This is a genomic window from Kribbella sp. NPDC023972 (assembly GCF_040639075.1).
Taxonomy (GTDB): domain Bacteria; phylum Actinomycetota; class Actinomycetes; order Propionibacteriales; family Kribbellaceae; genus Kribbella.
The window spans coordinates 482883-504896 of the sequence record NZ_JBEZZH010000003.1; the positions used below are offsets into that span (position 1 = coordinate 482883).

Sequence of the window (22014 nt, forward strand, 5' to 3'; positions counted from 1 at the left end):
TCAGCCAGGGAAATGGCAACGGCCGCCACACCCCAGGGGGTCAGCGGCCGGTGAGTTGCTCGGTCAGGCGGTGGTTCTCGACCCGGTGTTGCGGGCGGAGATGACCGCGATGACGATCGCGGCGCAGACGATCTGGATCAGGTACTGGATCCAGTCCGGCCCGCTGGTGTCCTTGACGCCGAGGAAGTAGGCGATCAGACCACCGAGGAAGGCGCCGATGCCGCCGCCCAGGATGGTCCAGACGAGGCTGATGTTCTGCTTGCCGGGGAGCACCAGCCGGGCCAGCGGCCCGAAGATGATGCCCGCGATGAGGCTGACGATGATCATCCAGACCCAGTACACGGTTCCTCCTTGAGGGATGCCTACCTTCCCCCTGTCCGGTGCCCCGTGACAAACGAGAGCACGCCCGCACGGCCGCCCTCGGCCTTCAGGCCTAGGTCTCCGCGCCAGCCTTCGGTCGCCTGGGTCCCTAGACGACGCCGACCGGCCACACCAGAGGATGCGGCCGGTCGGGGAAGGCGAGGATCAGACGGAGCGGGCCTTGCCTCGTCCGGTGACCATGGCGGCAATGACGACGAGTACCGCGGCGACGATGATGCTGACGACCCACCGGATCCAGTCGATCCCGCTGGTGGCCTCGACGCCGAGCGCCGCGGCCACGTAGTAACCGATCAGGACCCCGCCGATACCGCACAGCACGGTGAGCCACAACGGGATGTTGTCCCTGTCGCCGGGGGCGACGAACTTGCCGAGCAGGCCGATGATGATACCGGCCACGATCACACCGATGATTTCCATGACGCTGGCTCCTTCTTGTGACGACCGCGTCCACGCGGCGTGACGATTGTCTCGCCGCACCCGAACGGTTGCCGGTCGCCGACCTGCCCAAACGTGTTGCGGTTTAGTCGCCGCCGGATTGCAACTCAGCGTCAGGAGGGCTTCGGTCAGATCGCGCCGAAGCCGACCTTTCGGATCGACACCTCACCGATCTCGACGTACGCGAGCCGGTCCGCGGGCACGATCACCCGGCGGCCCTTGTCGTCGGTCAGCTGCAACAGCGCCGAGCTGCCGCTCAGCGCGTCGGCCACGGCCTGCTGCACCTCGTCCGGGCTCTGCTCGCTCTCCAGCACCAACTCACGATTGGCGTGCTGCACGCCGATCTTGACCTCCACGAAACCCTCCGGGCACGTTCCGACCGGCGGCTCTCGCCGGTGACGGTTCGAGCCTATCCGCTGCGCGCCGTCAGCTCTCACCCGTCCGCCCAGAGCAGAACCTCGCGAGTACGGCGGACGCCGGGACGCGGGCCGTCGCCGTACGGCGTCAGCTCTCCGTGCGGGGGAAGCCGCCGATGCCACGCCAGGCCAGTGACGCGACCAGGTCGGCGGCGTGCTCCTGGGGCAGCGACGGGTTGTCCGCGGCCAGCCAGAAGCGGGCGCTGACCTGCGCCATGCCGACCAGGCTGACCGCCAGTACCATCGACTGCTCACGGTTCAGCCCCGCGTCGGCGCTGATCACCTCGGACACCGCCTCGGCGCAGGCGTGGGTGACCCGGTCGACCCGCTCGCGGACGGCCGGCTCGTTGGTCAGGTCCGACTCGAACACCAGCCGGAACGCTCCCTGCGCGTTCGCCACGTAGTCGTAGAACGCGTGCATGGTGGCGGTGACCCGCTGCTTGTTGTCGTCGGTCGACTTCAGCGCGTCCCGGACCGAGGCGATGATTGCATCACAGGAGGTGTCCAGCAGCGCCAGGTACAGCTCCAGCTTGCCGGGGAAGTGCTGGTAGAGGACCGGCTTCGAGACGCCGGCGCGGTCGGCGATGTCGTCCATCGCGGCGGCGTGGTAGCCGTTCGCGACGAAGACCTCCTGGGCCGCCTCGAGCAGTTGCGCACGGCGGGCCAGCCGCGGCAGGCGGCTGCCGCGCTTCGGCGCGGTCTCGGGTGTCGTCGACACGTCGGCTCCTTCGATGGTGCGGCACCGGCGGCGCGGGCTCGACCGCCGGGTCGTTCCCCGAATCCTACCCAGCAGTCCTTCCGGCCAGTAGCTTCCCCACCGTTCGGTGTTCCATCGTGGTACTCACCACCGTTCCGGCGTACTGCTCCGACCCGTGGCCGGTGTCCCGCGCCGGGCGGCTCAGCGGTAGTCGTCCTCGTCGGCGTCGCCGATCTCGCGGCGCTGGTCGTCCACGTCAGCCGGGTCGGCCTCGATCGGTACGCCGGTCTCCTCGGTCTCGTCGTCCACCACGGTCGAACTCTGGCGTTGCTCCAGTACGTCGGCCTCGGGGGCGTCGTCAGGGACGCTGCCGATGCCGGGACCCTCATAGTCGGTCTCGCTGGTCATGCGACTGACTCTCCTCTCGGTCAACGACGGTCACGAACGGTTACAGCTGGTACGACGATTACGACGGTAGCGGCTTCGGGTCGTCGTACATGCCTTCCAGGACGTCGCCGTACTCCTCGATCCGGGCGAGCACCTCGTGTGGCAGGAAGCGGAGCTCCTCCGGTGCGGTGGCCGAAGCTACCTCGTCCCAGTCGATCGGGGTGGACACCCGCGGCTCCTCGGCTCCGCGCAGTGAGTACGGCGCCAGTGTGGTCTTCGCGCTCGCATTCTGACTCCAGTCGATGAACACCTTGCCAGGTCGGAGCGCTTTGGTCATGTTGGCGGTCACGTTCTCCGGCAACGCCTCGGCGAGCTGCTCCGCGAGCTGTTTGGCGAACGCACTGGTCTTCTTCGACGACGCCGGCTCGATCGGCACGTAAAGGTGCATGCCCTTGTTACCTGACGTCTTCGGCCAGCCCTCCAGCCCGAAGTGGCTCAGCAGCTCGCGCAATGCGAGTGCCACGTCGCAGCACTCGACGATGGTGGCTCCGGGCCCCGGGTCGAGGTCGAACACGATCAGGTCGGCCTGTGGGTCCCTGCCCTGGTCGGACAGACTGATCCGCCACTGCGGCACGTGCAACTCGAGTGCGGCGAGGTTGGCCAGCCACACCACCGTCTGGACGTCGTCGGCCACCACGAAGTCGGCCTCGTCCCTCCCGGTCGAGCTCCCGGGGGTCGGCAGCGTCACCGTCCGCACCCAGGACGGCGTACCGCGGGGTGCGTTCTTCTCGAAGAAGTACGCCGCCTCCGTGCCGTCAGGCCACCGCTTACGGGTCAGCGGACGGTCGGACAGGTGTGGCAGCAACAGTTCGGCGACCTGGTGGTAGTAGTCGATCACCTCGGCCTTGGTGAAGCCCGTCTGCGGGTACAGCACCTTCCCAAGGTTGGTGAGCTTCATCGTCTGCCCGTCGACCTCGGTCGTCAGTTGCTTCGGTGCGGCTGCCATGCGTCCCAGTCTCCACCCGAGACCTCTCCTAACGTCGCGGCTGCGGTCTTACCATGGGATTCGTGGAGAGTTACGCGGCAGTAACCGGCAACGTCGTGCCGTTGGGTGCGCAGGAATGGCCGGCGCGGCGAGTGCCGGTCGCGGGGGTTGATCTCCTGGTCAGAGACGTCCCAGGCGCGGCGGCGGACCTGCCGCCGGCGCTGTTCGTGCACGGCCTCGGCGGGTCGTCGCTGAACTGGACCTCGCTGGGACTGCTGCTCAACGACACCGTCCGCGGCATGGCGCCGGACCTTCCCGGCTTCGGGCGTACGCCGTTGGCCGGAGCCGCGGGGATCGAGGAGCAGGTCGACGTACTGATCGAGCTGATCGAGCGTGAGACCGACCAGCCGGTGCACCTGTTCGGCAACTCCATGGGTGGAGCGTCGTCGGTGGCACTGGCCGCACGCCGGCCCGACTTGGTCGCCTCACTGACCCTGATCTCTCCCGCGCTGCCGCATCCGCGGGCCTCCGCCACCGCCCTGTGGTTCGCCGCGGTCGCCACACCCCGGCTCGGCCGGGTTGTGCTGGAGCGGACTCGGCGGCTGCCGTTCGACCGGCGGTTCCGGGCGTCCTTGGCGATGGTGTTCGGTGACCCGCGATCGGTGTCGCCCGAGCTGCGGGCGGCGTACGAGGCGGAATTGCGCCGCCGCGACACGGACCCGTGGGGGATGCAGGCGACAGTTGACGGCGCCCGGAGCATCCTGCGGTCCTATCTGGCGCCGCCACGGCGGTCGCTGTGGGTGGACGCGGCGCGCGTCGAGTGCCCCGTGCTGCTGATCTACGGCGGCAAGGACCGACTGGTCGACGCCCGGATCCGGACCAAGGCCCAGCGCAGCTTCCGGGACGCGCGGTTGCTCTACATCCCGCAGTCGGGTCACGTCGCCCAGATGGAACATCCCGAACAGGTGGAGCGCGCGTTCCGTCAGCTGATCGGTTGATCGAGTCACAGCTGTGCCCGGACTGAGACACGGTTGAGCGGCTGGTCGGATCAACTTTCCTCTCGCTCATGGAGTCGGACGAACACCGTGTTCGTCGAACGAGAGGACCACTGTGCGGGTAATGGGCGGACTTGTCAGAAGCCTGTCGCTGGGGATGGTCGCACTGCTGGGTGTGGGGGCGCTGCACGCGAATGCCGCCACACCGTCACTTCCGCCATCATCAGTTGCTAAAGGCAACAATTGGGATGTGAAACCGGTCGCGGGCGGCTACCGGCTGACCTTGCGCCTGAACGCGCCGGCGCCGATGCGCGCGTCGCTGCCGCTGCTGGCCGTTGACGGCGTACCGATCGGAGTGGCCAGGCAGTCGCCTGACCTACGGACGCTGACCCTGGTCAGTACCGATCCGGCCGTGCTGAAGGCGCGCGACGTACGGCTGATCTGGTCGGGTGACCTCGGGAAGAGCGCCGGCAACAACCGGAGCCAGGCGCCCGGGCCGACCGATGCCGACTGGCTGAAAGCGCGACAAGGGCCGTTGCTGAAGGACGACCCCGGTGCGCTGGGCAAGTATCAGGTCGGCACAGCCGAGTACGACCTCGGTGACGAAGCTATCTATCTACCCGGCCTCAAGCAAGAGTCCGAGCTGCGCGGCAAGGTCTACACGCCGCGCGGTGCGGTGGGGCCGCGGCCGCTGGTGCTCTTCCTGCATGGTCGTCACCAGTACTGCTACGGCGACGACGTCACCCCGTCGGACAAGCCGTGGCCGTGCCCGGCCGGCGCGAAGCCGGTGCCGAGCTTCCGCGGGTACGACGACCCGGCCAAGGCGCTGGCCAGCAACGGCTACCAGGTCGTGTCGATCAGCGCGAACGCCGTGAACGCGTACGACGGTGACGTCTACGACTCGGGTGCACAGGCGCGGGCCGAGTTGATCCTTGATCACCTGGCGTTGTGGAAGAAGTGGTCGACGATCGGTGGTGGGCCGTTCGGCCGTCAGTTCGTCGGCAAGGTGAACCTGCAGAACATCGGGTTGATGGGCCACTCGCGTGGTGGCGAGGGCGTCGCCCGGGCCGCCGTGCTCAACGCCGACCGCGGCGGGCAGTACGGCATCCGCGCCGTCCTGCCGCTCGCGCCGACCGACTTCGCCCGTGCCACCGTGCCGGGTGTCGCGATGAGCGTGCTGTTGCCGTACTGCGACGGTGACGTCTCCGACCTGCAGGGTCAGAAGTTCTACGACGACACTCGCTACTCCGTCACCGGCGACACCGCACCCCGGTCGACCGTGACCGTGCTCGGCGCGAACCACAACTTCTTCAACACCGAGTGGACTCCTGGGCAGTCCGAGGCGCCGTCGAGCGACGACTGGTTCGGTGAGGAGAAGGAGGCGCCGTGTGGTGCGAAGTACGCGGGCCGGTTGTCCGCCAAGGAGCAGCAGGCGGTCGGTACGGCGTACATCGCGGGGTTCTTCCGGTTGCAGATGGGTCGCGAGACTCAGTTCCTGCCGCAGTTCGACGGTTCTGACGCTCGGGCGGCCTCGGCCGGGCGGGCCGTCGTACGAGTGGTGTCGCAGGCGCCCTTGGCGTCGCGACGGGATGTGAACGCGCTTGACAAGGCTCTGCCGGCTGGTGCGGTTACTGGCAAGGCGTCTGCTGAGGTGTGTGCCGGTGTGACTGAGGCGTCCGGTCGGATGGCCGCGACTCCGACGTGTATGACGAGTAACGACTGGGCCAACGCCCCGCACTGGGGTGCAGCCTGGTACGCCGCTCGCACACCGACCACTGCGGTGACCAAGCTGAGCTGGACCGGGACGGACGGCGTACTGCGACTCAACCTGCCCGCTTGGCAGCGCGACGTACGGCGCTATGCCGCGTTGTCGTTCCGTGCGGCGCCGGACCCGGCTGGTACGCCTCGGACTGATCTGAGTGTCCGTGTGGTCGACGGCCGGGGCCGGGCGGCGGTCGTATCGGTGTCTGCTGTCAGTGATGCGCTGGTGCGGATGCCGGGGCGTAACGACAGTGGGCTGCCGAAGAACCTGCTGCGGACGGTGCGGATGCCACTGGAGTCGCTGAAGGGCGTGGACCTGCGGGACGTGCGTGCTGTCGAGCTGCGGACTGATCGGGTCGCGCGCGGGTCGGCGTACGTGAGTGATGTCGCGTTCTCGTCGCCTGGGGTCGGGCTGTCGGCTCCTGCCCGGCTCCTCCCGCAGCTGTCGGCGTCGAGCGTGACGGTCAAGGAGGGCGACAAAGGTACGACGTCGATGGACTTCTGGGTGACGCTGTCGCGGCCGAGCATCCGTCCGGTCAGCGTGTACGTCGAGACGAACGGGGACCTGGGGACTGCCGTCGGGGACGTGACCCGGCAGCTCGTGTTCAAGCCAGGGCAGGTGCGGCAGAAGGTGAGCGTGCCGGTCGTGGCCAACACGCGGGACAGCTACGACCTGCCGTTCAGCCTGGTGTTGTCGGCGCCCCGGGAAGGGTTGCTGAACCAGTCGTTCGGGCACGGGCTGGTGATCGACGACGACGCCACACCGACGCTGACGGTCGGGAACGCGCGAGCCGGGGAGAATGCGGGCACGCTGCGGTTCGGAGTGAAGCTGTCCGCGCCGAGCGACAAGTTGGTCAACATCTCCGGTGTCCTGAAGGACGGGACCGCGGTGATCCGGAAGGACTACCTCAGCGAGTACGACGACGGGACGAACCCGCCGGAGCGCGGGATCGACGGGTACGTCGAGCCGGGGAAGACGGCCGGTGAGCTGGCCGTCCGGATCGTCGACGACAAGGCGAAGGAGCCCGCCGAGACCTTCACCGTCGACGTCCAGGCGGTCGACGGGGCCGACATCAAGCTCCCGGTCACGGCCAAGGCCACGATCACCGACAACGACTGAGGACCGCTCTCCACGCCGATGAGCCGCCTGGCACCTACAGTGCCAGGCGGGCAGCGATACAACGTCTCACATCACCGATCGAGTAGGTGGAGTCTTTGGCGCAGGACGATAGGGACCTCGAAGAACTCCAGGCGACCATCGGCCGGGTGTTCGCCGGTGTCGGGCAACGGCTGCCGCGCGTGCCCCGTAGCAGTGATCCCGTCAGCCGCGCGCCGACCGAACCGGCGGCAGCTGAGCCGTCCGCCGGTGCCGCCGTGGACCCGGCCGCTGCCGAACCACAAGGCACAGAAGAGGAGCCACAGCGCACGGACGAGGAACCAGAGCGTACGGAAGAGCCCGCCGAGTGGTCGGAGGCATGGATCGAGCAGAAGCGGGCCGAGGCCGCGGAGTACCGGCAGACGGCCGTCCGGGCGGTGCACAAGGCCGGAGCCTCCCTCAAGGCTGCGAGCAAGGCACTGGAGCAGATCGACGTGCCGGGCGTGGAAGAGGGCAACGACTTCCTGCGTCTGGCCCGCGACCGGCACAGCAGTCCCGAGGGCAAGCAGCGCTTCGTCGACGCGGCTTCCGCCCTGAAGGCTGCCGTGCTGCGTGGACAGGAGAACATCAAGCCTGCCGTCACGCACCTGAACGATGCCTTGGGGGCGATCGAGGAGGCCAGGGTGGCCGCAGAGTCGCACGACCGGGCGCCGCTCAACACCTCGTTCGCCTTCAACGACGACGAACTCGAGAGACTGCGGGACGACGTCAACCAACAGTTGCAGCTTGTGAGCGGAGCCATGGGGAATCTCGGCAACGGCGCGTCCTACCTGGACGAGTTCGTCCTGGCCGACAACGCGTCGGGCACGGGCGAAGACCTCTGGCACACTGCGCGGACGTCGGTGTCGGCGCCAGGGCTCCTCGACTCGGCCAAGAGCCAGCTCGACCGGACCTCGATCGATCGGGTCACCCGGCTGCGCCCGGAGCCGGCCCAGACGGCCGAGACAGCGCAGGGCGCGGTGGACTCGGAGCAGGACCTGCGGCTGCGGACGTCCGGGAGCGCCACCGCTCGCCGCGGTCACCACACCGGCAGGTAGGCCGGGGCGGACCTCCAGGCCACATCAATCGCAGCTGGGCGGGAGTGCTGAGCGTAAAGGCGCTCACCGGATCGCGGTTGTGAGGGCCTGGAGGTCCACGTCTCATTGCCGAGACGCCGATCCCGGGATGCGGACCCCGGCGGGGGTGGCTGGAAATGTGCGGGAACATGGAGGAGGGAAGGATGGTTGAAAACCGGAGAGCCTGACCGACATCGTTCACGAGGAGCCGACACGTGTCATTGCCACCGCTGGTCGAACCGGCCGACGAGCTGACCATCGACGAGGTTCGCCGGTATTCGCGGCACCTGATCATCCCCGAGGTCGGGATGGCCGGGCAGAAGCGGCTGAAGAACTCCAAGGTGCTGGTGATCGGCGCCGGCGGCCTGGGCAGCCCGGCGCTGCTCTACCTGGCCGCGGCGGGGGTCGGCACGCTCGGCATCGTCGAGTTCGACACCGTCGACGAGTCGAACCTGCAGCGCCAGATCATCCACGGCCAGTCCGACATCGGGAAGTCCAAGGCGCAGTCGGCCAAGGAGTCGATCCTCGAGGCCAACCCGTACACGAACGTCGTCCTGCACGAGGAACGCCTCGACAACGACAACGTGTTCCAGATCTTCGAGCAGTACGACCTGATCGTCGACGGCACCGACAACTTCGCCACCCGGTACCTGGTGAACGACGCTGCGGTGCTGCTCGGCAAGCCGTACGTCTGGGGCTCGATCTTCCGTTTCGACGGCCAGGTCAGCGTCTTCTGGGCCGAGCACGGGCCGTGCTACCGCTGCCTCTACCCCGAGCCGCCGCCACCGGGCATGGTCCCGTCCTGCGCCGAGGGCGGCGTACTGGGCGTGCTGTGCGCGTCCGTCGGCGCCGCGCAGGTGACCGAGGCGATCAAGCTGCTCACCGGGATCGGCGACCCGTCGCTCGGCCGGCTGAACATCTACGAGGCGCTCGATCTGAACTGGCGCACCCTGAAGGTCCGCAAGGACCCGAACTGCGCGATCTGCGGTGAGAACCCGACCGTCACCGAGCTGATCGACTACGAGAGCTTCTGCGGCGCGCTGACCGAGGAGGCGGCCGACGCGGCCGTCGGTTCGACCATCTCGGTGAAGCAGTTGAGCGAGTGGATCAAACTGAAGGACAACGGCGAGAAGGACTTCGAGCTGATCGACGTCCGCGAGCCGAACGAGTACGAGATCAACCGGATCCCGGGCTCCGTGCTGATCCCGAAGGCGGAGTTCCAGACCGGTGCCGCGCTGGAGAAGCTGCCGCAGGACAAGCAGTTGGTCTTCCACTGCAAGTCCGGCGTCCGCTCCGCCGAGGTCCTCGCCATCGCCAAGGGCGCCGGGTTCGCCGACGCCGTCCACGTGGGTGGCGGAGTCGTCGCCTGGGTCGACCAGATCGACCCGAGCCAGCCGGCCTACTGACCAACGCCGCGCCTGCGGTGAGCTGAGGGCTGGAGCGTGTGCTCCAGCCCTCGGTCATGTTCAGAACGGCATGCGGCAGGTGGCGACGGCTTCCACAGCGAGCGGGTCTCCGGAGACGGATGGGTTGTCGTCGCGGCCGGAGAGGGTTCGCATGTAGCTGACGGCATCGACGGCGGCGCGGCCGACCGGCTCGTCCCTCCCCAGCCGGTAGGTCCCGCCGCCCTGGCCCGTGAGCTCCAGTACGACGGCCGGCCGCTCACCCCAGAACGGCAACGTGTCCACGTCGTACACCACCTGCGCGATGATCTCCTCGGCGTACGGCCCGGCGTCGAACGGCCGCCCGACTGCCTGGCACACGTCGTCGCGATGCATCCACAGGTCCCGCGCCAGCAGGATGTCCCAGATATAGCCGAGGGCCATCGGGAGGCCCTCCACCTCCATCGTCACCCGCCGGATCAGCTCGGGATTGCGGGAGATGCGCCGCGTCGCCTTTGCCCACACCCGGTCGAACAACGCCCGCAGCTCGGCCGGCGGCGTACCGCGGTGCTCGTCGGCCTGCACCATCATGTGCGCGTCGAACCGGGGCTTGTCCGGATAGACCCGCCTGGCCTTGCGGAACCGCCGCGGGAACGACCACGGCTTGATCACGTCCTCCGCCTGGCCGATCAGATGCCCGGCGATGTCCGCGACATCCCATTCGTCGCAGACCGTACGGCGATGCCACTCGGACCCCTCGAGTGACGCCAACAGGTCGTGCCACGCCTGGATCTCCGCGTCCCGGTGCGCCCGGCACCGTTCCCGTCCGGCGCGACCGATTTCCCCCGCGAGTACTGCGGTCATGACTTACCCCCTGGTTGGTGCGTACCGCTGATAGAACATCTCGAGTACGACGGGCAGCAGCCGGATGAACCGTCCTTCCTCGAAGGAGGCGTCCGGCTCGTTCGCGATCTGCTGCGAGAGCAGGCCGGCGATCAGCGAGGTGTAGAGCGCGACACCTTCCTCGCCGGCCACCTCCGGGCGGAGGTGCCCGGCGTCCACCATCAACTGCAGATGGTCGCGGAGTTCCTGCATCGACTCCGCTGCCGGGGCGAACGCTTCCGGGCTGGGCTCGAAGCCGGGAATCGTCCGCCAGAACAGCAGCTGGGAGTACACCTGGTGCTCCAGGCACCAGCGGCAGAACGCGGTGGCGGCGATCAGGCCGAGCTCGAGCGGATCGTCGGTGTCGGCCGCCTCGTAGGCGCTCCGGTACGCGTCGCGCAGCTGTTCGTTGCCGCGCTGGAAGAGCGCGTCGTAGATCGCCATCTTGGACGGGAAGTACTGGTACAGCGACGGCGGCTGCATACCGAGACGCCGCGCCACCGCGGACAGGCTGAGCGCCGCGACGCCCTCGGTCTCCATCAGCGCGATGGCGACCTCGAGGATCTCCTCGATCGTCTCCTGGCGCCGACGAGTCCTGCGGTCCAGTCCGGTTGTGCTCATCCACGTGCTCGCTTCGCTCCGGGCGCGGATGAGACACGAGGTGCGCAGTGTTTGATGATGACCTCGCTCCGCTCGCTCATAGATTGAGGGAAACCTAAAGGTATTAGGTAAGTCAATACCTCGTAGGTTTCGGTTGGATTGTCCGCTCGGGCACGTAGTGTCTTGGCATGTGCAGAAACATCACCGTTCTCCGAGGGCTCGAGCCGGCCGCGACCTCTGAGGAGATCTACGCGGCCGCGTTGCAGTACGTCCGCAAGGTGACCGGCGTCGGCTCGCTGAGCTCGACCACCCGGGAGCCGATCGAGCGGGCCGCGACCGAGATCGCGCGGATCACCGAGCAGTTGCTGGCCGAGATGCCGGAGCGCCGGAACCCGCCACAGACCGTGCCGCCGCTGCGACGTCCCGAGGTGCGGGCTCGGCTCGGGCTCGACTGAGGTCCGATCGTGGCGGAGCCGCCCGTCGGTGACCGGCGCCGACAGGGCGTGGTGCTGGGGCTGGTGGTCGTCGGGGTGCTGCTGTCCACGATCACCACCAACGCCCAGGCCGAGCTGATCCGCCGACGGCAGGACAGTTGCGACGGTTCGATCCCGTTGCCGACGACGGCGTACGTGCTGGGCTTCGCCGGGCTGGCGGTCGGCGCGATCGCGCTCTTCCTGCGGGTGCGCTGGTTCAGGCACAGCCGGCAGCCCATCGCGCTCATCCTTTTCGCGACCGCGACCGCCGCGGTGATCTTCGAGGTCTTCGCCCTCGTGACCGCGTTCCAGGAAGGCCGCCCGGTCCATCCGATGTGCGGCGGCTGACGAGTAAGGTCGGAACCGGCAAACGATTACTGAGTGCCACCACGAAGCAGTAGGAGGTCGGGATGCGGTTCGCGATCAAGACGAGGCCGGAGCACACTACCTGGCAGCAGCTGCGGGACGTGTGGATCGCCGCGGACGACTTCGAGATCTTCGAGTCCGCGTGGCACTGGGACCACTTCTACCCGCTGAGCGGCGACATGGCCGGCCCGAACCTCGAGGCCTGGACCACACTGGCCGCGCTGGCCCAGGCGACGAAGCGGATCCGGGTCGGCTGCCAGGTGACCGGGATGATCTACCGGCATCCCGCCGTACTCGCGAACATGGCCGCGACCACCGACATCATCTCGAACGGCCGGCTCGAGCTCGGCGTCGGCGCGGGCTGGAACGAGATGGAGACCACCGCGTACGGCATCGAGCTGTACCCGTTGAAGGAGCGCTTCGACCGGTTCGACGAGGGGGTGCAGGCGATGATCGCGCTGCTCACCGAGAAGGTGGCGAACTTCGACGGCAAGTACGTCAAGCTCACCGACGCGTACTGCGAGCCGAAGGCCGTGCAGACCCCGCACCCACCGATCACGATCGGCGGCAAAGGCCCGAAGCGGACGCTGCGCGCGGTCGCCCGCTGGGCACAGCACTGGAACGTGATCGTGCCCGGCCCGGAGGACTGGAAGCCGCTCAAGGACGTCCTGGTCCAGCACTGTGAGGACATCGGCCGCGACGTGAACGAGATCACCTGCTCGGTCAATGTCCGGATCGAGCCGGACCAGTCTCTCGACGCGGCCGTTGCCCAGGCGGCGGCGTACGGCGAAGCCGGCGTGGACCTGGTCGTGATGAACCTCCCGCTCGACGCTCCGCCGTCCGTCGTCGAGCCGCTCGCGAAGGCGCTGGCACTACTCGCCTGAGCGGTCCCGCTAAGTTTGGGCCCGTGGACAGGGAGGAGTACGTCGAGGCGGTACTGCGTGCCGTGGAGTCGATCCCGCCGGGCAGCGTCGCGACGTACGGCGACATCGCCGAGTACGTCGGCCAAGGCGGGCCGCGCCAGGTCGGCGCGATCATGCGCGAGTACGGCGCCGGTGTGCCGTGGTGGCGGGTGATCCGGGCCAGTGGCGTGCCCGCCGACGAGGTGGGTGACGAACAACTCCACCGGCTCCGCTCGGACGGCGTACGCGTCACGAACGGCCGGGTCGACCTGCGCCAGGTGCGCTGGGAACCGGTCGAGTAGCAAGACGACCGGCGGTGCGGCGGCCCCGCCCCGGACCTCCGCACCGCCGATGAATACCCGCCGTTGAGGTGGCCGGCCTTCGAACCACTTGATGCACGAAAGTTGCTCGAAGTTGTCCGCACTCCGGTGAGGTTCGGGATGCGCGGTGTGTGCCGTCAGAGATTGTCGGTGGGGTCTGATGGGATGTGGCGGTGGTCAGCAGACAGGGATCCCGGTACCGGTTGGTCCGGGCAGAGGAGCGCAGCTCGGATGCTCCTGTCCTGGACGCGGATCAGCAGGCGGTCGTGGATCATCCCGGCGGACCTTTGCTGGTGCTGGCCGGGCCGGGGACGGGGAAGACGACGACGCTGGTCGAGGCGGTTGTCGATCGGGTCTGCAATCGCGGGCTGAGTCCGGACGAGGTGCTGGTGCTGACGTTCGGGCGCAAGGCGGCGACCGAGTTGCGCGACCGCATCACCGGCCGGCTCGGGCGGACGACGCGAGTGATGCCGTCGATGACGTTCCATTCCTTTTGCTACGCGTTGCTTCGACGGTTCACTCCGGCCGACGCGTTCGACGTACCTCTGCGGCTTCCCTCCGGGCCCGAGCAGTCGTTGCGGTTGAGTGAGGCTCTGTCGGGCAGTCGCGAGGTCGGTGCGGTGCACTGGCCGAGCAGTTTGCATCCGGCGCTGAAGACGCGCGGTTTCACCGACGAGGTGCAGGCGGTGATCGGCAAGGCCCGCCAGCTCGGGCTCGACCCGGAGGACCTGTCCGCGATCGGGCGCTCCGCGGACCGGGCCGAGTGGGTCGCGGTCGGCGACTTCTTCGAGGAGTACCTGCAGATCCTCGACCACGAGCAGGTGCTGGACTACTCCGAGCTGATCCATCGCGCGGTGATCCTGGCTCAGCAGCCGCAGGTCCAGGCCAAGCTGCGCACCGAGTTCAAGGCCGTCTTCGTCGACGAGTACCAGGACACCGATCCCGGCCAGACCCAGTTGCTGCAGGCGATCGCGGGCAACGGCGGCGACCTGGTCGTCGTCGGCGACCCGGACCAGTCCATCTACACCTTTCGTGGCGCCGACGTCCGCGGCCTGCTCCGCTTCACCGACGAGTTCCGTACGGCGGATGGCGCCGAAGCGGCCCAGATCGCGCTCGGCACGACGCGACGGTTCGGTACGACGCTCCAGCGGGTCTCACGCAATGTGGTCAGCCGGCTGGGTGTCCCGGGGACGTTGGATCGCGACACCTTCGAGCGGTTCCGCAACCCGGATGCGAGTGGTTGTGTCTACGGCGCCGGCAAGGTCGAGGCCAACCTGTACTCCACCAGCGGGGCCGAGCTCGAGCACATCGCGGATCTGCTCCGGCGGGCGCATGTGCAGGATGGTGTCGGCTGGCACGAGATGGCGGTGCTGGTGCGATCGGGCAGTCGCTCGATCCCGCCGTTGCGCCGGGCGCTGGCCGCTGCGGGGATCCCGGTCGACGTGGCCGGCGACGAGCTCCCGTTGTCACGTGAGCCCGCCGTACGTCCGATGCTGCTGGCCTTGCGGGCCGTCGCGGATCCGTCCACGCTGACCGTCGACGTCGTCCGGGCGCTGGCGTTGTCGCCGTTGGGGGCGATGGATGCGGGGCAGTTGCGGCGGTTGGCCCGGGTGCTGCGGCGGCGGGATCGTGAGGCCGCGGGCGGCCAGCGGTTGCCCCGGTCGTCGGACGAGCTGCTGCAGGACGCGCTGATGAACCCGCTGCTGCTCGACGAGCAGGCGTCACCGGCCGAGGCGCGGTTCGCCGCCCTCGGTGAACGGTTGCTGAAGGCAAGGAATATCGTGACCGCGGGCGCCGCGCCGGACGAGGTGATGTGGTCGCTGTGGTCGGACTCGCCGTGGTTGCGGCGGCTCCGCGGCCAGGCGAACTCCGGCGGCGAGCCGGCGCGCGCCGCGAACCGGGATCTCGACTCGCTGTGCGCGTTGTTCGACGCGGCGAGCCGGGCCGAGGAGCAGGTCGGGTTCAAGGGCGTGTCGGCCTTCCTCAGTGAGCTGGAGTCGCTGGACATCGCGGCGGACAACCGGTTCGACGGCACGTATCGCGAGGCCGGCGTACAGCTGATGACCGCGCACCGGTCGAAGGGCCTGCAGTGGCGGCTCGTCGTGGTGGCGAGTGTGCAAGAAGGGCAGTGGCCGGATCTGCGGCGGCGAGGATCGTTGCTGGAGCCGGACCGGCTCGGGCCGGACGGTCTGGTCGATCCGTTGTCGGCGGGCGCGCTGCTGGCCGAGGAACGACGGCTGTTCTACGTCGCAATCACCCGGGCGCGGGAGCGGCTGATCGTGACGGCGGTGCAAGCGCCGGAGGCGGACGGGGATCAGCCGTCGCGATTCCTGGCCGAGCTGGACATTCCTTTGAAGCTGGTGGCGGGGCGGCCGCGGCGGCCGTTGTCGTTGGCCGGTCTGGTCGCGGATCTGCGCTGTGTGCTGGCGGATCCTTCGTCGTCGCCCGCGCTGAAGCGGGTGGCGGCCGATCGGTTGGCGCTCCTGGCGGATGCGGTGGACGATCGCGAGCAGCCGTTGGTGCCGACGGCGGATCCGTCGCGGTGGTGGGGTGTGCGGGAGCGGACTCGCTCGGAGCGGCCGATCGCTGATCCGGATCTGCCGGTGCCGATGTCGGGGAGTGCGCTGACGACGATCGTGGACTGTCCGCTGCGGTGGTTCCTGCAGCGGCGGGCGGGCGGCGAGACACCCAGTACGTCGGCCATCGGGTTCGGCATGGTGTTGCACACGTTGGCCGACGCTGTCGCGACCGGGAAGCTGCCGCCGAGCGTGGACGAGCTCAACGGGTGGCTCGACAAGGTGTGGACACAGCTGGAGTTCGAGTCGACCTGGATCTCGGACCGGGAGCGGGTCGAGGCCGAGGACGCGTTGCGACGGTTCATCGCCTGGCATCAGGGCCGGCCGGATCGGCGGCTGATCGGGACCGAGGTCGACTTCGACGTCCTGCTGCCGGACGCCGACAAGCCCGCCGTCCGGGTGAAAGGCCGGATGGACCGGATCGAGGAGGACTCCGAAGGAACGATCCGGGTGGTCGACCTCAAGACCGGGCGCTCGATCCCGACCAGGCCTGCGCTGCAGCGGCACGTGCAGCTCGCGATCTACCAACGCGCGATCGCGTCCCGGCAGCTGAAGAAGCTCGGCGAGGATGCCGTGGCCGGCGGCGCCGAGCTGGTCCAGCTCCGCCACGACGAGAGCGGCTTCCCCAAGGTGCAGCACCAAGGGCCGCTGGAGGCCGGCGACGACGGCCGCACCTGGCTCGACGAAGCCGTCGAGGACGCCGAGGCGATGGTCCGCTCCGAAGAGTTCGTTGCCAAACGCAACGACGGTTGCACCCGCTGCGAAGCCCGCGCCCTCTGCCCCATCCAGCCCGAAGGCCGGGAAATCGTCTGATGCACGCTTCCAGCCTCGTCCCGTGCGCACTGCCGTGGGTGAGAAAACCCTTTGGCGACCGAACACAGGAAATAACCGGCCTCGAGCCCCGACTTCCTGTTCAAACCCCCAGCAACGTCGGAGAGGAGCGCTGGTGATGCGGGCTCAGCTGAAGTCGACCGCGGAGTTGGTGGATCTGCTGGGGATCCCGTTCAGTGATCAGCAGTTGGCGGCGATTGCGGCTCCGTTGGCGCCTGGGGTGATCGTGGCGGGGGCCGGGTCGGGGAAGACGACGGCGATGGCGGCCCGGGTGGTGTGGCTGATCTGCACCGGACAGGTGAAGCCGGAGGAAGTGCTCGGGCTGACGTTCACGAAGAAGGCCGCCAACGAGCTGGAGGTGCGGATCCGCGACGACCTGACGAAGGCCGGCGTACTCGGGTCGACGCTGCCGAAGGACCAGCATCCGATCCTGGCCGCGCACCTGCGCAGCAACGTCCCGAACTGGGAGCAGGATGAGCCCGGCGAGCCGGTCGTGTCGACATATCACGCGTTCGCCGGCACGTTGATCGCCGAGCACGGACTGCGTCTCGGTCTCGAGCCCGACGCCCGCGTCCTCGCCGACGCGACCCGATACCAGTTGGCGGGTCGCGTCGTACGGCGGTCGGCCGGGCCGATCCGGCACGCGTCACACCACGTACCGACGCTGGTCAACAGTCTGCTCTCGCTCGACGGTGAGCTCGCGGACCACCTGCTGCGGGCGGACGACGTACGCGAGCACGACGAGGCGGTACGGCGGGAAGTCGCGGCCGCGCGGAAGCAGACGGTCGAGGTCCGCAAACTCGCGGAGACCGCGCTGAAGCGCGCTGAGATCCTGCAGCTGGTCGAGGAGTACCAGGCGTACAAGGCCGAGCGGGGCGTCGTCGACTTCGCGGACCAGATGGCGCTGGGGGCGCGGCTCGCGGAGGAGTGCCCGGAGGTCGCGGTCGTCGAGCGGGCGCGGTACAAGGTCGTGCTGCTGGACGAGTATCAGGACACCTCGGTGTCGCAGCGCCGGATGCTGACCGCGTTGTTCGCCGGGCCGGACGGCCGAGGCCACCCGGTGACCGCGGTCGGCGATCCGTGCCAGGCGATCTACGGCTGGCGTGGCGCATCGGTCGCCAACCTGGACGAGTTCCCGGAGCATTTCCCCAACACGGACGGTACGCCGGCCCGCCGCTACGTGCTGAGTGTCAATCGTCGCTGCGGCAGCCGCATCCTCGCCGCCGCCAACCAGCACGCGGCCGAGCTCTACGAGCAGCACCCCGGTGTGATCCCGCTCGAAGCCCCCGCCGACGCTCCGGAAGGCGCGATCACGGTCGGCCTGTTCGAGACGCGCTCGCAGGAGATCGAATGGGTCGCGGACGCGATCGTCGCCGCGCACCGGACGCCGAACCGCCGGTGGAAGGACATCGGCATCCTGATGCGGACGAACGTCGACCTCAGCGCGGTCCACGAGGCTCTGATCGCGCGCAAGGTTCCGGTCGAGGTGGTCGGCCTCGGCGGGCTCCTCGCGCTGCCCGAGGTCGTCGACGTCGTCGCGACGCTGCAGGCCGTGAACGACCTGACCGCCAACGCCGCGATGCTGCGGATCCTCACCGGTCCGCGCTACCGGATTGGGCACCGCGACCTCGCCCTGCTGGCAAACCGCGCCCGCGCGCTCGCCGACGCGGGTGCCCGTCCGGCCGCCGACGACCTGGTCGCGGCTCTGGATGCCGCCGTCGCCGGGATGGATTCGACCGAGGTGATCTCACTGGCCGAGGCGGTCGACGATCCCGGTTCGCCGGACGCGTGGGGCTATTCGCCCGAGGCGCTGGTCCGCTTCAAGGAGCTGTCGGCCGAGCTGCGCGAGCTGCGTGCTCACGCGGGGGAGCCGCTGCTCGACCTGGTCCGCCGGGTGATCAGCACGATCGGCCTGGACGTCGAGCTGACCGCGACGCCGGACCACATCGACTCCGGCCGCCGCGATCACCTGGCCGCGTTCTTGGATGCCGTCGGCAACTTTGTGTCCACCGAGTCGGACGGTTCGCTCGACGGACTGCTGGCCTATCTGGCCGCCGAGGAGGAGTACGCCGCCGGCCTCGACCTCGCCGTGCCGAGTGAGGCCGACTCGGTGAAGCTGCTGACCACGCACCGGTCGAAGGGCCTGGAGTGGCCGATCGTCTTCGTGCCGACCCTGGTGAACAAGGTGTTCCCGTCGGACCGCGGCCGGGACAAGTGGACCACGAACGCGAAGGTGCTGCCGTGGCCGCTGCGCGGTGACGCCGACACGTTGCCAGACTTCCACGACCTGTCCAACGCCGGGCTGAAGGCGTTCGCGGACGAGTGCAAGGACGTGAACGCGCTGGAGGAACGCCGGCTCGGGTACGTCGCTTTCACTCGCGCGAAGGAGATCCTGGTCGCGACCGGTCACTGGTGGGGTCCGACGCAGAAGCGCCCGCGCGGACCCTCGTCCTACCTGGAACTGCTGAAGAAGCACGCCGGCGATCGGGTCGTCGCGTGGGCCGATCAACCGGAGCTGTCCGAGGAGAACCCGGAGCTCGCCGAGCAGACCCAGGCACCGTGGCCGGCGCCGTACGACGTGGAGGCGTATCGGCGACGGCTGGACGCGGTGGCGCTGGTGCAGCAGGCACGTGCCGAAGGACCGTCGCTGGAGGCGGAGGAGTCGCTGCTGCTGGACGAGCAGGCGACGGTCGCGCGCTGGGACTCGGAGATCGAGCGATTGTTGTCCGAGGCAAGAGAAAGCCGGAGCCGGAAGGCGTACGACGTGGCGCTGCCGACCGCGTTGTCGGCGACCCAGGTGATGCGACTGGCGAAGGACCCGGACGGCCTGGCGTCGGAGCTGGCCCGGCCGATGCCGCGCAAACCCAACCGGGCGGCGCGTTTCGGCACCCGCTTCCACGCCTGGGTCGAGAGCTACTTCGGCCAGCAGTTGCTGCTCGATCCCGACGACCTGCCCGGTGCCGCGGACGAGGACATCGTCGACGACACCGACCTCACCGAGCTGATGGACGCCTTCCGCACCGGCCCCTACGGCGAAACCACCCCGTACGAGATCGAGGCCCCGTTCGCCCTCGCCATCGCCGGCCGCGTCGTCCGCGGCCGCATCGACGCCGTCTACCAGGTCGTCCGCCCTGACGGCTCCCGAGGCTACGAAGTCATCGACTGGAAAACCAGCCGCTCCGAAACCGCCGACCCCCTCCAGCTAGCCATCTACCGAATCGCCTGGGCAGAGCTCCAAGGCATCCCCCTGCACCACGTAACCGCCGCCTTCTACTACGTCCGCACCGGCGACATCATCCACCCCGAAAACCTCCCCGGAAAACAACAACTAGCCACCCTCCTCAACGGATGACCTCAGCAGGAACAACCTTCACCGGAAACGGAACCTCCGCCTCGAAGGCCTCGTCCCCACACACCACGGCCCGCTCGACGTACAGTCCGTCCTCCAACTCGAGAACCGTCAGGGTGGCGTCCTGTGGACTGAGCATCCAGTAGGACGCAACGCGGGTCTCCTCGTACAGCTTCCGCTTGAGTAGTTGGTCACTCGTGCGTGTTGCCGGCGCGAGGATCTCTACGGCGAGCAGCAACGGCTCCTCGATCCATCGGCGCGCGGCGTCGTCGCAGCGGACGACCAGCAGGTCAGGCAGCAGGACCAGCCGGCTCGTGGGCCGGAACGCGAGCGGTCCGGGAAAGACCTCGAGATCCTCAGGGCAAGCAGGCCCCAGTCGCAGACACAGCTGTCCGAGAGTGCGCTGGTGAATCCGCGATGACGTTGGCGTCACCAGGAGTACCCCGTCGACCAACTCGTACCGCATGCCATCGTCGGGCAACAATTCAAGGTCTGCGGTCGTGAACGCACCTGATTCGATCGGCTTCATGGCCTGAGCATGCATCGGTCAGAACCGATGAAGGAGGGCAGATGAGTAGCCGCCCCAGCCTGCCCGCAGATTCCCGCCTCATCCCGTCAGCTCGCCCGGTGTGAGGGCGATGGGGAAAGGCTTGGTGGTGTGGAAGGTTTCTTCGGCTTGGAGGACCGCTTGGCAGGTGTAGCCGGAGTCGGTCAGCTCGAGGATGGTGAGTTCGTGGTGGGTGGGGTCCAGGAGCCAGTAGGAGGGGATGGCGTGTTGTTCGTAGAGGGTGCGTTTGAGGACTACGTCGGTGGTGCGGGTGGAGGGGGAGAGGACCTCGACTGCCAGGAGGGGTGAGGCCTGGAGGAGGTGGGGGCCGGCGTCTTGGCGGCGGCAGACGAGGAGGTCTGGGCGTAGGGAGATGGCTCGGGTGGGGCGGAAGTCGAGGGAGCCTACGGCGACCAGGAGGTTGGGTGGGCAGGCTTGTTTGAGGTGGATCATCAGCGCTACGACGGCCGCGTGGTGGGCGGGTGGCTGGGCGCCGGTTACCAGCAGGCGCCCGTCCACCACCTCGTATCTGCGGCCGTCTCGCCGTACGTCGACAACGTGTTCGCTGGTCACCTCACCAGCGTGACGGAAGGTGAGCGATCGCCGCGCGAGTTATCCACAGCGCAAGGCGAACCGAGAAATCAGGGCTTGCGGGCTACGCCGACCCAGAGGCTGCACATGACGTCGGTGAACTCGCCCTTCTCGACCAGGCGGTTGGTCTCCTCGTCGGGGTGCCAGCGGAACGGGGCGGACACACCTGGCTCGACCAGCTCGAGGCCGTCGAAGAACCGGGTGACCTCCTCCTTGCTGCGGACCTGCGCGTCACCGCCGTCGGCCTTGTAGACCTGGATCGCCCGCTCCCACAGGTCGGGAGCGAAGTCCGGTGTGCAGTGCGAGAAGATCAGGTACGACCCTGACGCGAGCGGCTCGACCAGCCGCTTGACCAGGTCGTACGGCTTGAGTGCGTCGGGCAGGTAGTGGAACACGCCGACGAGGCTGAGGGCGACCGGCTTGCTCAGGTCCAGCGTGCTCTTGACCTCCGCCGAGTCGAGGATCGCCTCCGGGTCGGTCACGTCGGCTTCGAGGTACGCCGTCTTCCCTTCCGGCCGGCTGCTCAGCAGGGCCCGCGAGTGGGCCAGCACGATGGGGTCGTTGTCCACGTAGACGACCCGCGCCTCGGGCACGATGTCCTGCACGACCTCATGCAGGTTGGGGCTGGTCGGGATGCCGGTGCCGACGTCCAGGAACTGCGTGATGCCCTGCTCGGCCACGTAGCGGGCGGAGCGGTGCATCCACATCCGGTTCGACAGCGCCGCGGTGCGGAAGCCCGGGAACGCCTGCAGGAGATGCTCGGCCGCCTGCCGGTCGATCTCGAAGTTGTCCTTGCCGCCGAGGAAGTAGTCGTAGACGCGGGCGCCGTGCGGCCGGTCCAGCTTGAGTCGCTCGTACATGGCAGGTACTTCGTTGTCGGCCATCGATGGCTCCCTACTCCACTCCGGTGCTGTTCGACGCGGCAGG

General features: G+C 68.5%; 21 protein-coding genes. 10 read left to right on the forward strand and 11 right to left on the reverse strand.

The genetic code is table 11. The features are described 5' to 3' along the window. Positions 1-63: 63 nt before the first annotated feature. From AB0F43_RS15470 to ligD, 6 genes are all read right to left on the reverse strand, one after another. Complete coding sequence (locus AB0F43_RS15470) at positions 64-342, reverse strand: GlsB/YeaQ/YmgE family stress response membrane protein (RefSeq protein WP_360475926.1); 279 nt, start codon at positions 340-342, stop codon at positions 64-66. Positions 343-525: 183 nt separating this feature from the next. Then, entirely contained in the window at positions 526-798 is a 273-nt protein-coding gene (locus AB0F43_RS15475; RefSeq protein WP_360475929.1) for a GlsB/YeaQ/YmgE family stress response membrane protein, read from the reverse strand. Positions 799-944: 146 nt separating this feature from the next. Continuing rightward, complete coding sequence (locus AB0F43_RS15480) at positions 945-1172, reverse strand: DUF3107 domain-containing protein (RefSeq protein WP_360475931.1); 228 nt, start codon at positions 1170-1172, stop codon at positions 945-947. Positions 1173-1320: 148 nt separating this feature from the next. Beyond that, a complete protein-coding gene (locus tag AB0F43_RS15485) occupies positions 1321-1950 on the reverse strand; it encodes a TetR/AcrR family transcriptional regulator (RefSeq protein ID WP_360475934.1) in 630 nt (209 codons plus the stop codon). 180 nt (positions 1951-2130) lie between these two features. Next, positions 2131-2337 (reverse strand): hypothetical protein, encoded by a 207-nt coding sequence (locus AB0F43_RS15490; protein WP_360475937.1) that lies wholly within the window; start codon positions 2335-2337, stop codon positions 2131-2133. 58 nt (positions 2338-2395) lie between these two features. Then, positions 2396-3322 (reverse strand): non-homologous end-joining DNA ligase, encoded by a 927-nt coding sequence (gene ligD / locus AB0F43_RS15495; protein WP_360475940.1) that lies wholly within the window; start codon positions 3320-3322, stop codon positions 2396-2398. Positions 3323-3375: 53 nt separating this feature from the next. Here ligD and AB0F43_RS15500 point away from each other — a divergent pair, with 53 nt between their 5' ends. The 4 genes from AB0F43_RS15500 to moeZ all read left to right on the forward strand — a co-directional run bounded on the left by AB0F43_RS15500 (position 3376) and on the right by moeZ (position 9674). Next, positions 3376-4299, forward strand: coding sequence for an alpha/beta hydrolase (locus tag AB0F43_RS15500; protein WP_360475943.1), 924 nt, complete (start codon positions 3376-3378; stop codon positions 4297-4299). Positions 4300-4546: 247 nt separating this feature from the next. Further along, positions 4547-7177, forward strand: a complete 2631-nt coding sequence (locus tag AB0F43_RS15505) for a Calx-beta domain-containing protein (protein ID WP_360475945.1) — start codon at positions 4547-4549, stop codon at positions 7175-7177. 95 nt (positions 7178-7272) lie between these two features. Continuing rightward, on the forward strand, positions 7273-8250 hold the full coding sequence (locus AB0F43_RS15510; RefSeq protein WP_360475948.1) for a hypothetical protein: 978 nt from the start codon (positions 7273-7275) through the stop codon (positions 8248-8250). Between the two features lie 233 nt (positions 8251-8483). Further along, entirely contained in the window at positions 8484-9674 is a 1191-nt protein-coding gene (moeZ, locus tag AB0F43_RS15515; protein WP_360475951.1) for an adenylyltransferase/sulfurtransferase MoeZ, read from the forward strand. A 60-nt stretch (positions 9675-9734) separates the two neighbouring features. On the opposite strand, the gene AB0F43_RS15520 is transcribed toward moeZ, so the two are convergent. Together AB0F43_RS15520 and AB0F43_RS15525 are read right to left on the reverse strand one after the other, a co-directional pair. Beyond that, a complete protein-coding gene (locus AB0F43_RS15520) occupies positions 9735-10514 on the reverse strand; it encodes a maleylpyruvate isomerase family mycothiol-dependent enzyme (protein WP_360475954.1) in 780 nt (259 codons plus the stop codon). Between the two features lie 3 nt (positions 10515-10517). Further along, positions 10518-11153 carry a TetR/AcrR family transcriptional regulator gene (locus AB0F43_RS15525; RefSeq protein ID WP_360475957.1) on the reverse strand — a complete coding sequence of 212 codons (636 nt, stop codon included), beginning with the start codon at positions 11151-11153 and terminating at the stop codon, positions 10518-10520. Between the two features lie 167 nt (positions 11154-11320). On the opposite strand from AB0F43_RS15525, the gene AB0F43_RS15530 reads away from it, so the two are divergent. The 6 genes from AB0F43_RS15530 to AB0F43_RS15555 all read left to right on the forward strand — a co-directional run bounded on the left by AB0F43_RS15530 (position 11321) and on the right by AB0F43_RS15555 (position 19952). After that, positions 11321-11587, forward strand: a complete 267-nt coding sequence (locus tag AB0F43_RS15530) for a DUF2277 domain-containing protein (protein WP_360475960.1) — start codon at positions 11321-11323, stop codon at positions 11585-11587. Positions 11588-11596: 9 nt separating this feature from the next. Further along, positions 11597-11953: a hypothetical protein gene (locus AB0F43_RS15535; protein WP_360475963.1), complete on the forward strand. Its 357-nt coding sequence runs from the start codon at positions 11597-11599 to the stop codon at positions 11951-11953. Between the two features lie 62 nt (positions 11954-12015). Beyond that, positions 12016-12855 carry a TIGR03560 family F420-dependent LLM class oxidoreductase gene (locus tag AB0F43_RS15540; protein ID WP_360475966.1) on the forward strand — a complete coding sequence of 280 codons (840 nt, stop codon included), beginning with the start codon at positions 12016-12018 and terminating at the stop codon, positions 12853-12855. Positions 12856-12878: 23 nt separating this feature from the next. Next, the gene (locus tag AB0F43_RS15545) at positions 12879-13175 is read left to right on the forward strand and encodes an MGMT family protein (RefSeq protein ID WP_360475969.1); all 297 of its coding nucleotides are present in this window, start codon (positions 12879-12881) and stop codon (positions 13173-13175) included. A gap of 191 nt (positions 13176-13366) precedes the next feature. Beyond that, on the forward strand, positions 13367-16582 hold the full coding sequence (locus AB0F43_RS15550; protein ID WP_360475972.1) for an ATP-dependent DNA helicase: 3216 nt from the start codon (positions 13367-13369) through the stop codon (positions 16580-16582). Between the two features lie 136 nt (positions 16583-16718). Then, positions 16719-19952 carry an ATP-dependent DNA helicase gene (locus AB0F43_RS15555; protein WP_360475975.1) on the forward strand — a complete coding sequence of 1078 codons (3234 nt, stop codon included), beginning with the start codon at positions 16719-16721 and terminating at the stop codon, positions 19950-19952. On the opposite strand, the gene AB0F43_RS15560 is transcribed toward AB0F43_RS15555, so the two are convergent. The 3 genes from AB0F43_RS15560 to AB0F43_RS15570 form a co-directional block, all read right to left on the reverse strand. After that, positions 19942-20478 carry a Uma2 family endonuclease gene (locus AB0F43_RS15560; RefSeq protein ID WP_360475978.1) on the reverse strand — a complete coding sequence of 179 codons (537 nt, stop codon included), beginning with the start codon at positions 20476-20478 and terminating at the stop codon, positions 19942-19944. The genes AB0F43_RS15555 and AB0F43_RS15560 overlap by 11 nt on opposite strands. Positions 20479-20556: 78 nt before the next feature. After that, the gene (locus AB0F43_RS15565; RefSeq protein ID WP_360475981.1) at positions 20557-21069 is read right to left on the reverse strand and encodes a Uma2 family endonuclease; all 513 of its coding nucleotides are present in this window, start codon (positions 21067-21069) and stop codon (positions 20557-20559) included. A gap of 68 nt (positions 21070-21137) precedes the next feature. Beyond that, the gene (locus AB0F43_RS15570) at positions 21138-21971 is read right to left on the reverse strand and encodes an SAM-dependent methyltransferase (RefSeq protein ID WP_360475984.1); all 834 of its coding nucleotides are present in this window, start codon (positions 21969-21971) and stop codon (positions 21138-21140) included. Positions 21972-22014: the final 43 nt, after the last annotated feature.

Excerpts from the sequence above, each read along its gene's own strand:
- AB0F43_RS15475 (WP_360475929.1), bottom strand. The coding sequence starts at position 798 with ATGGAAATCATCGGTGTGATCGTGGCCGGTATCATCATCGGCCTGCTC.
- AB0F43_RS15555 (WP_360475975.1), top strand. The coding sequence starts at position 16,719 with ATGCGGGCTCAGCTGAAGTCGACCGCGGAGTTGGTGGATCTGCTGGGG.
- AB0F43_RS15490 (WP_360475937.1), bottom strand. The coding sequence starts at position 2,337 with ATGACCAGCGAGACCGACTATGAGGGTCCCGGCATCGGCAGCGTCCCT.
- AB0F43_RS15540 (WP_360475966.1), top strand. The coding sequence starts at position 12,016 with ATGCGGTTCGCGATCAAGACGAGGCCGGAGCACACTACCTGGCAGCAG.
- AB0F43_RS15525 (WP_360475957.1), bottom strand. The coding sequence starts at position 11,153 with ATGAGCACAACCGGACTGGACCGCAGGACTCGTCGGCGCCAGGAGACG.
- AB0F43_RS15530 (WP_360475960.1), top strand. The coding sequence starts at position 11,321 with ATGTGCAGAAACATCACCGTTCTCCGAGGGCTCGAGCCGGCCGCGACC.
- AB0F43_RS15560 (WP_360475978.1), bottom strand. The coding sequence starts at position 20,478 with ATGAAGCCGATCGAATCAGGTGCGTTCACGACCGCAGACCTTGAATTG.
- ligD (WP_360475940.1), bottom strand. The coding sequence starts at position 3,322 with ATGGCAGCCGCACCGAAGCAACTGACGACCGAGGTCGACGGGCAGACG.
- AB0F43_RS15500 (WP_360475943.1), top strand. The coding sequence starts at position 3,376 with ATGGGATTCGTGGAGAGTTACGCGGCAGTAACCGGCAACGTCGTGCCG.
- AB0F43_RS15520 (WP_360475954.1), bottom strand. The coding sequence starts at position 10,514 with ATGACCGCAGTACTCGCGGGGGAAATCGGTCGCGCCGGACGGGAACGG.
- AB0F43_RS15570 (WP_360475984.1), bottom strand. The coding sequence starts at position 21,971 with ATGGCCGACAACGAAGTACCTGCCATGTACGAGCGACTCAAGCTGGAC.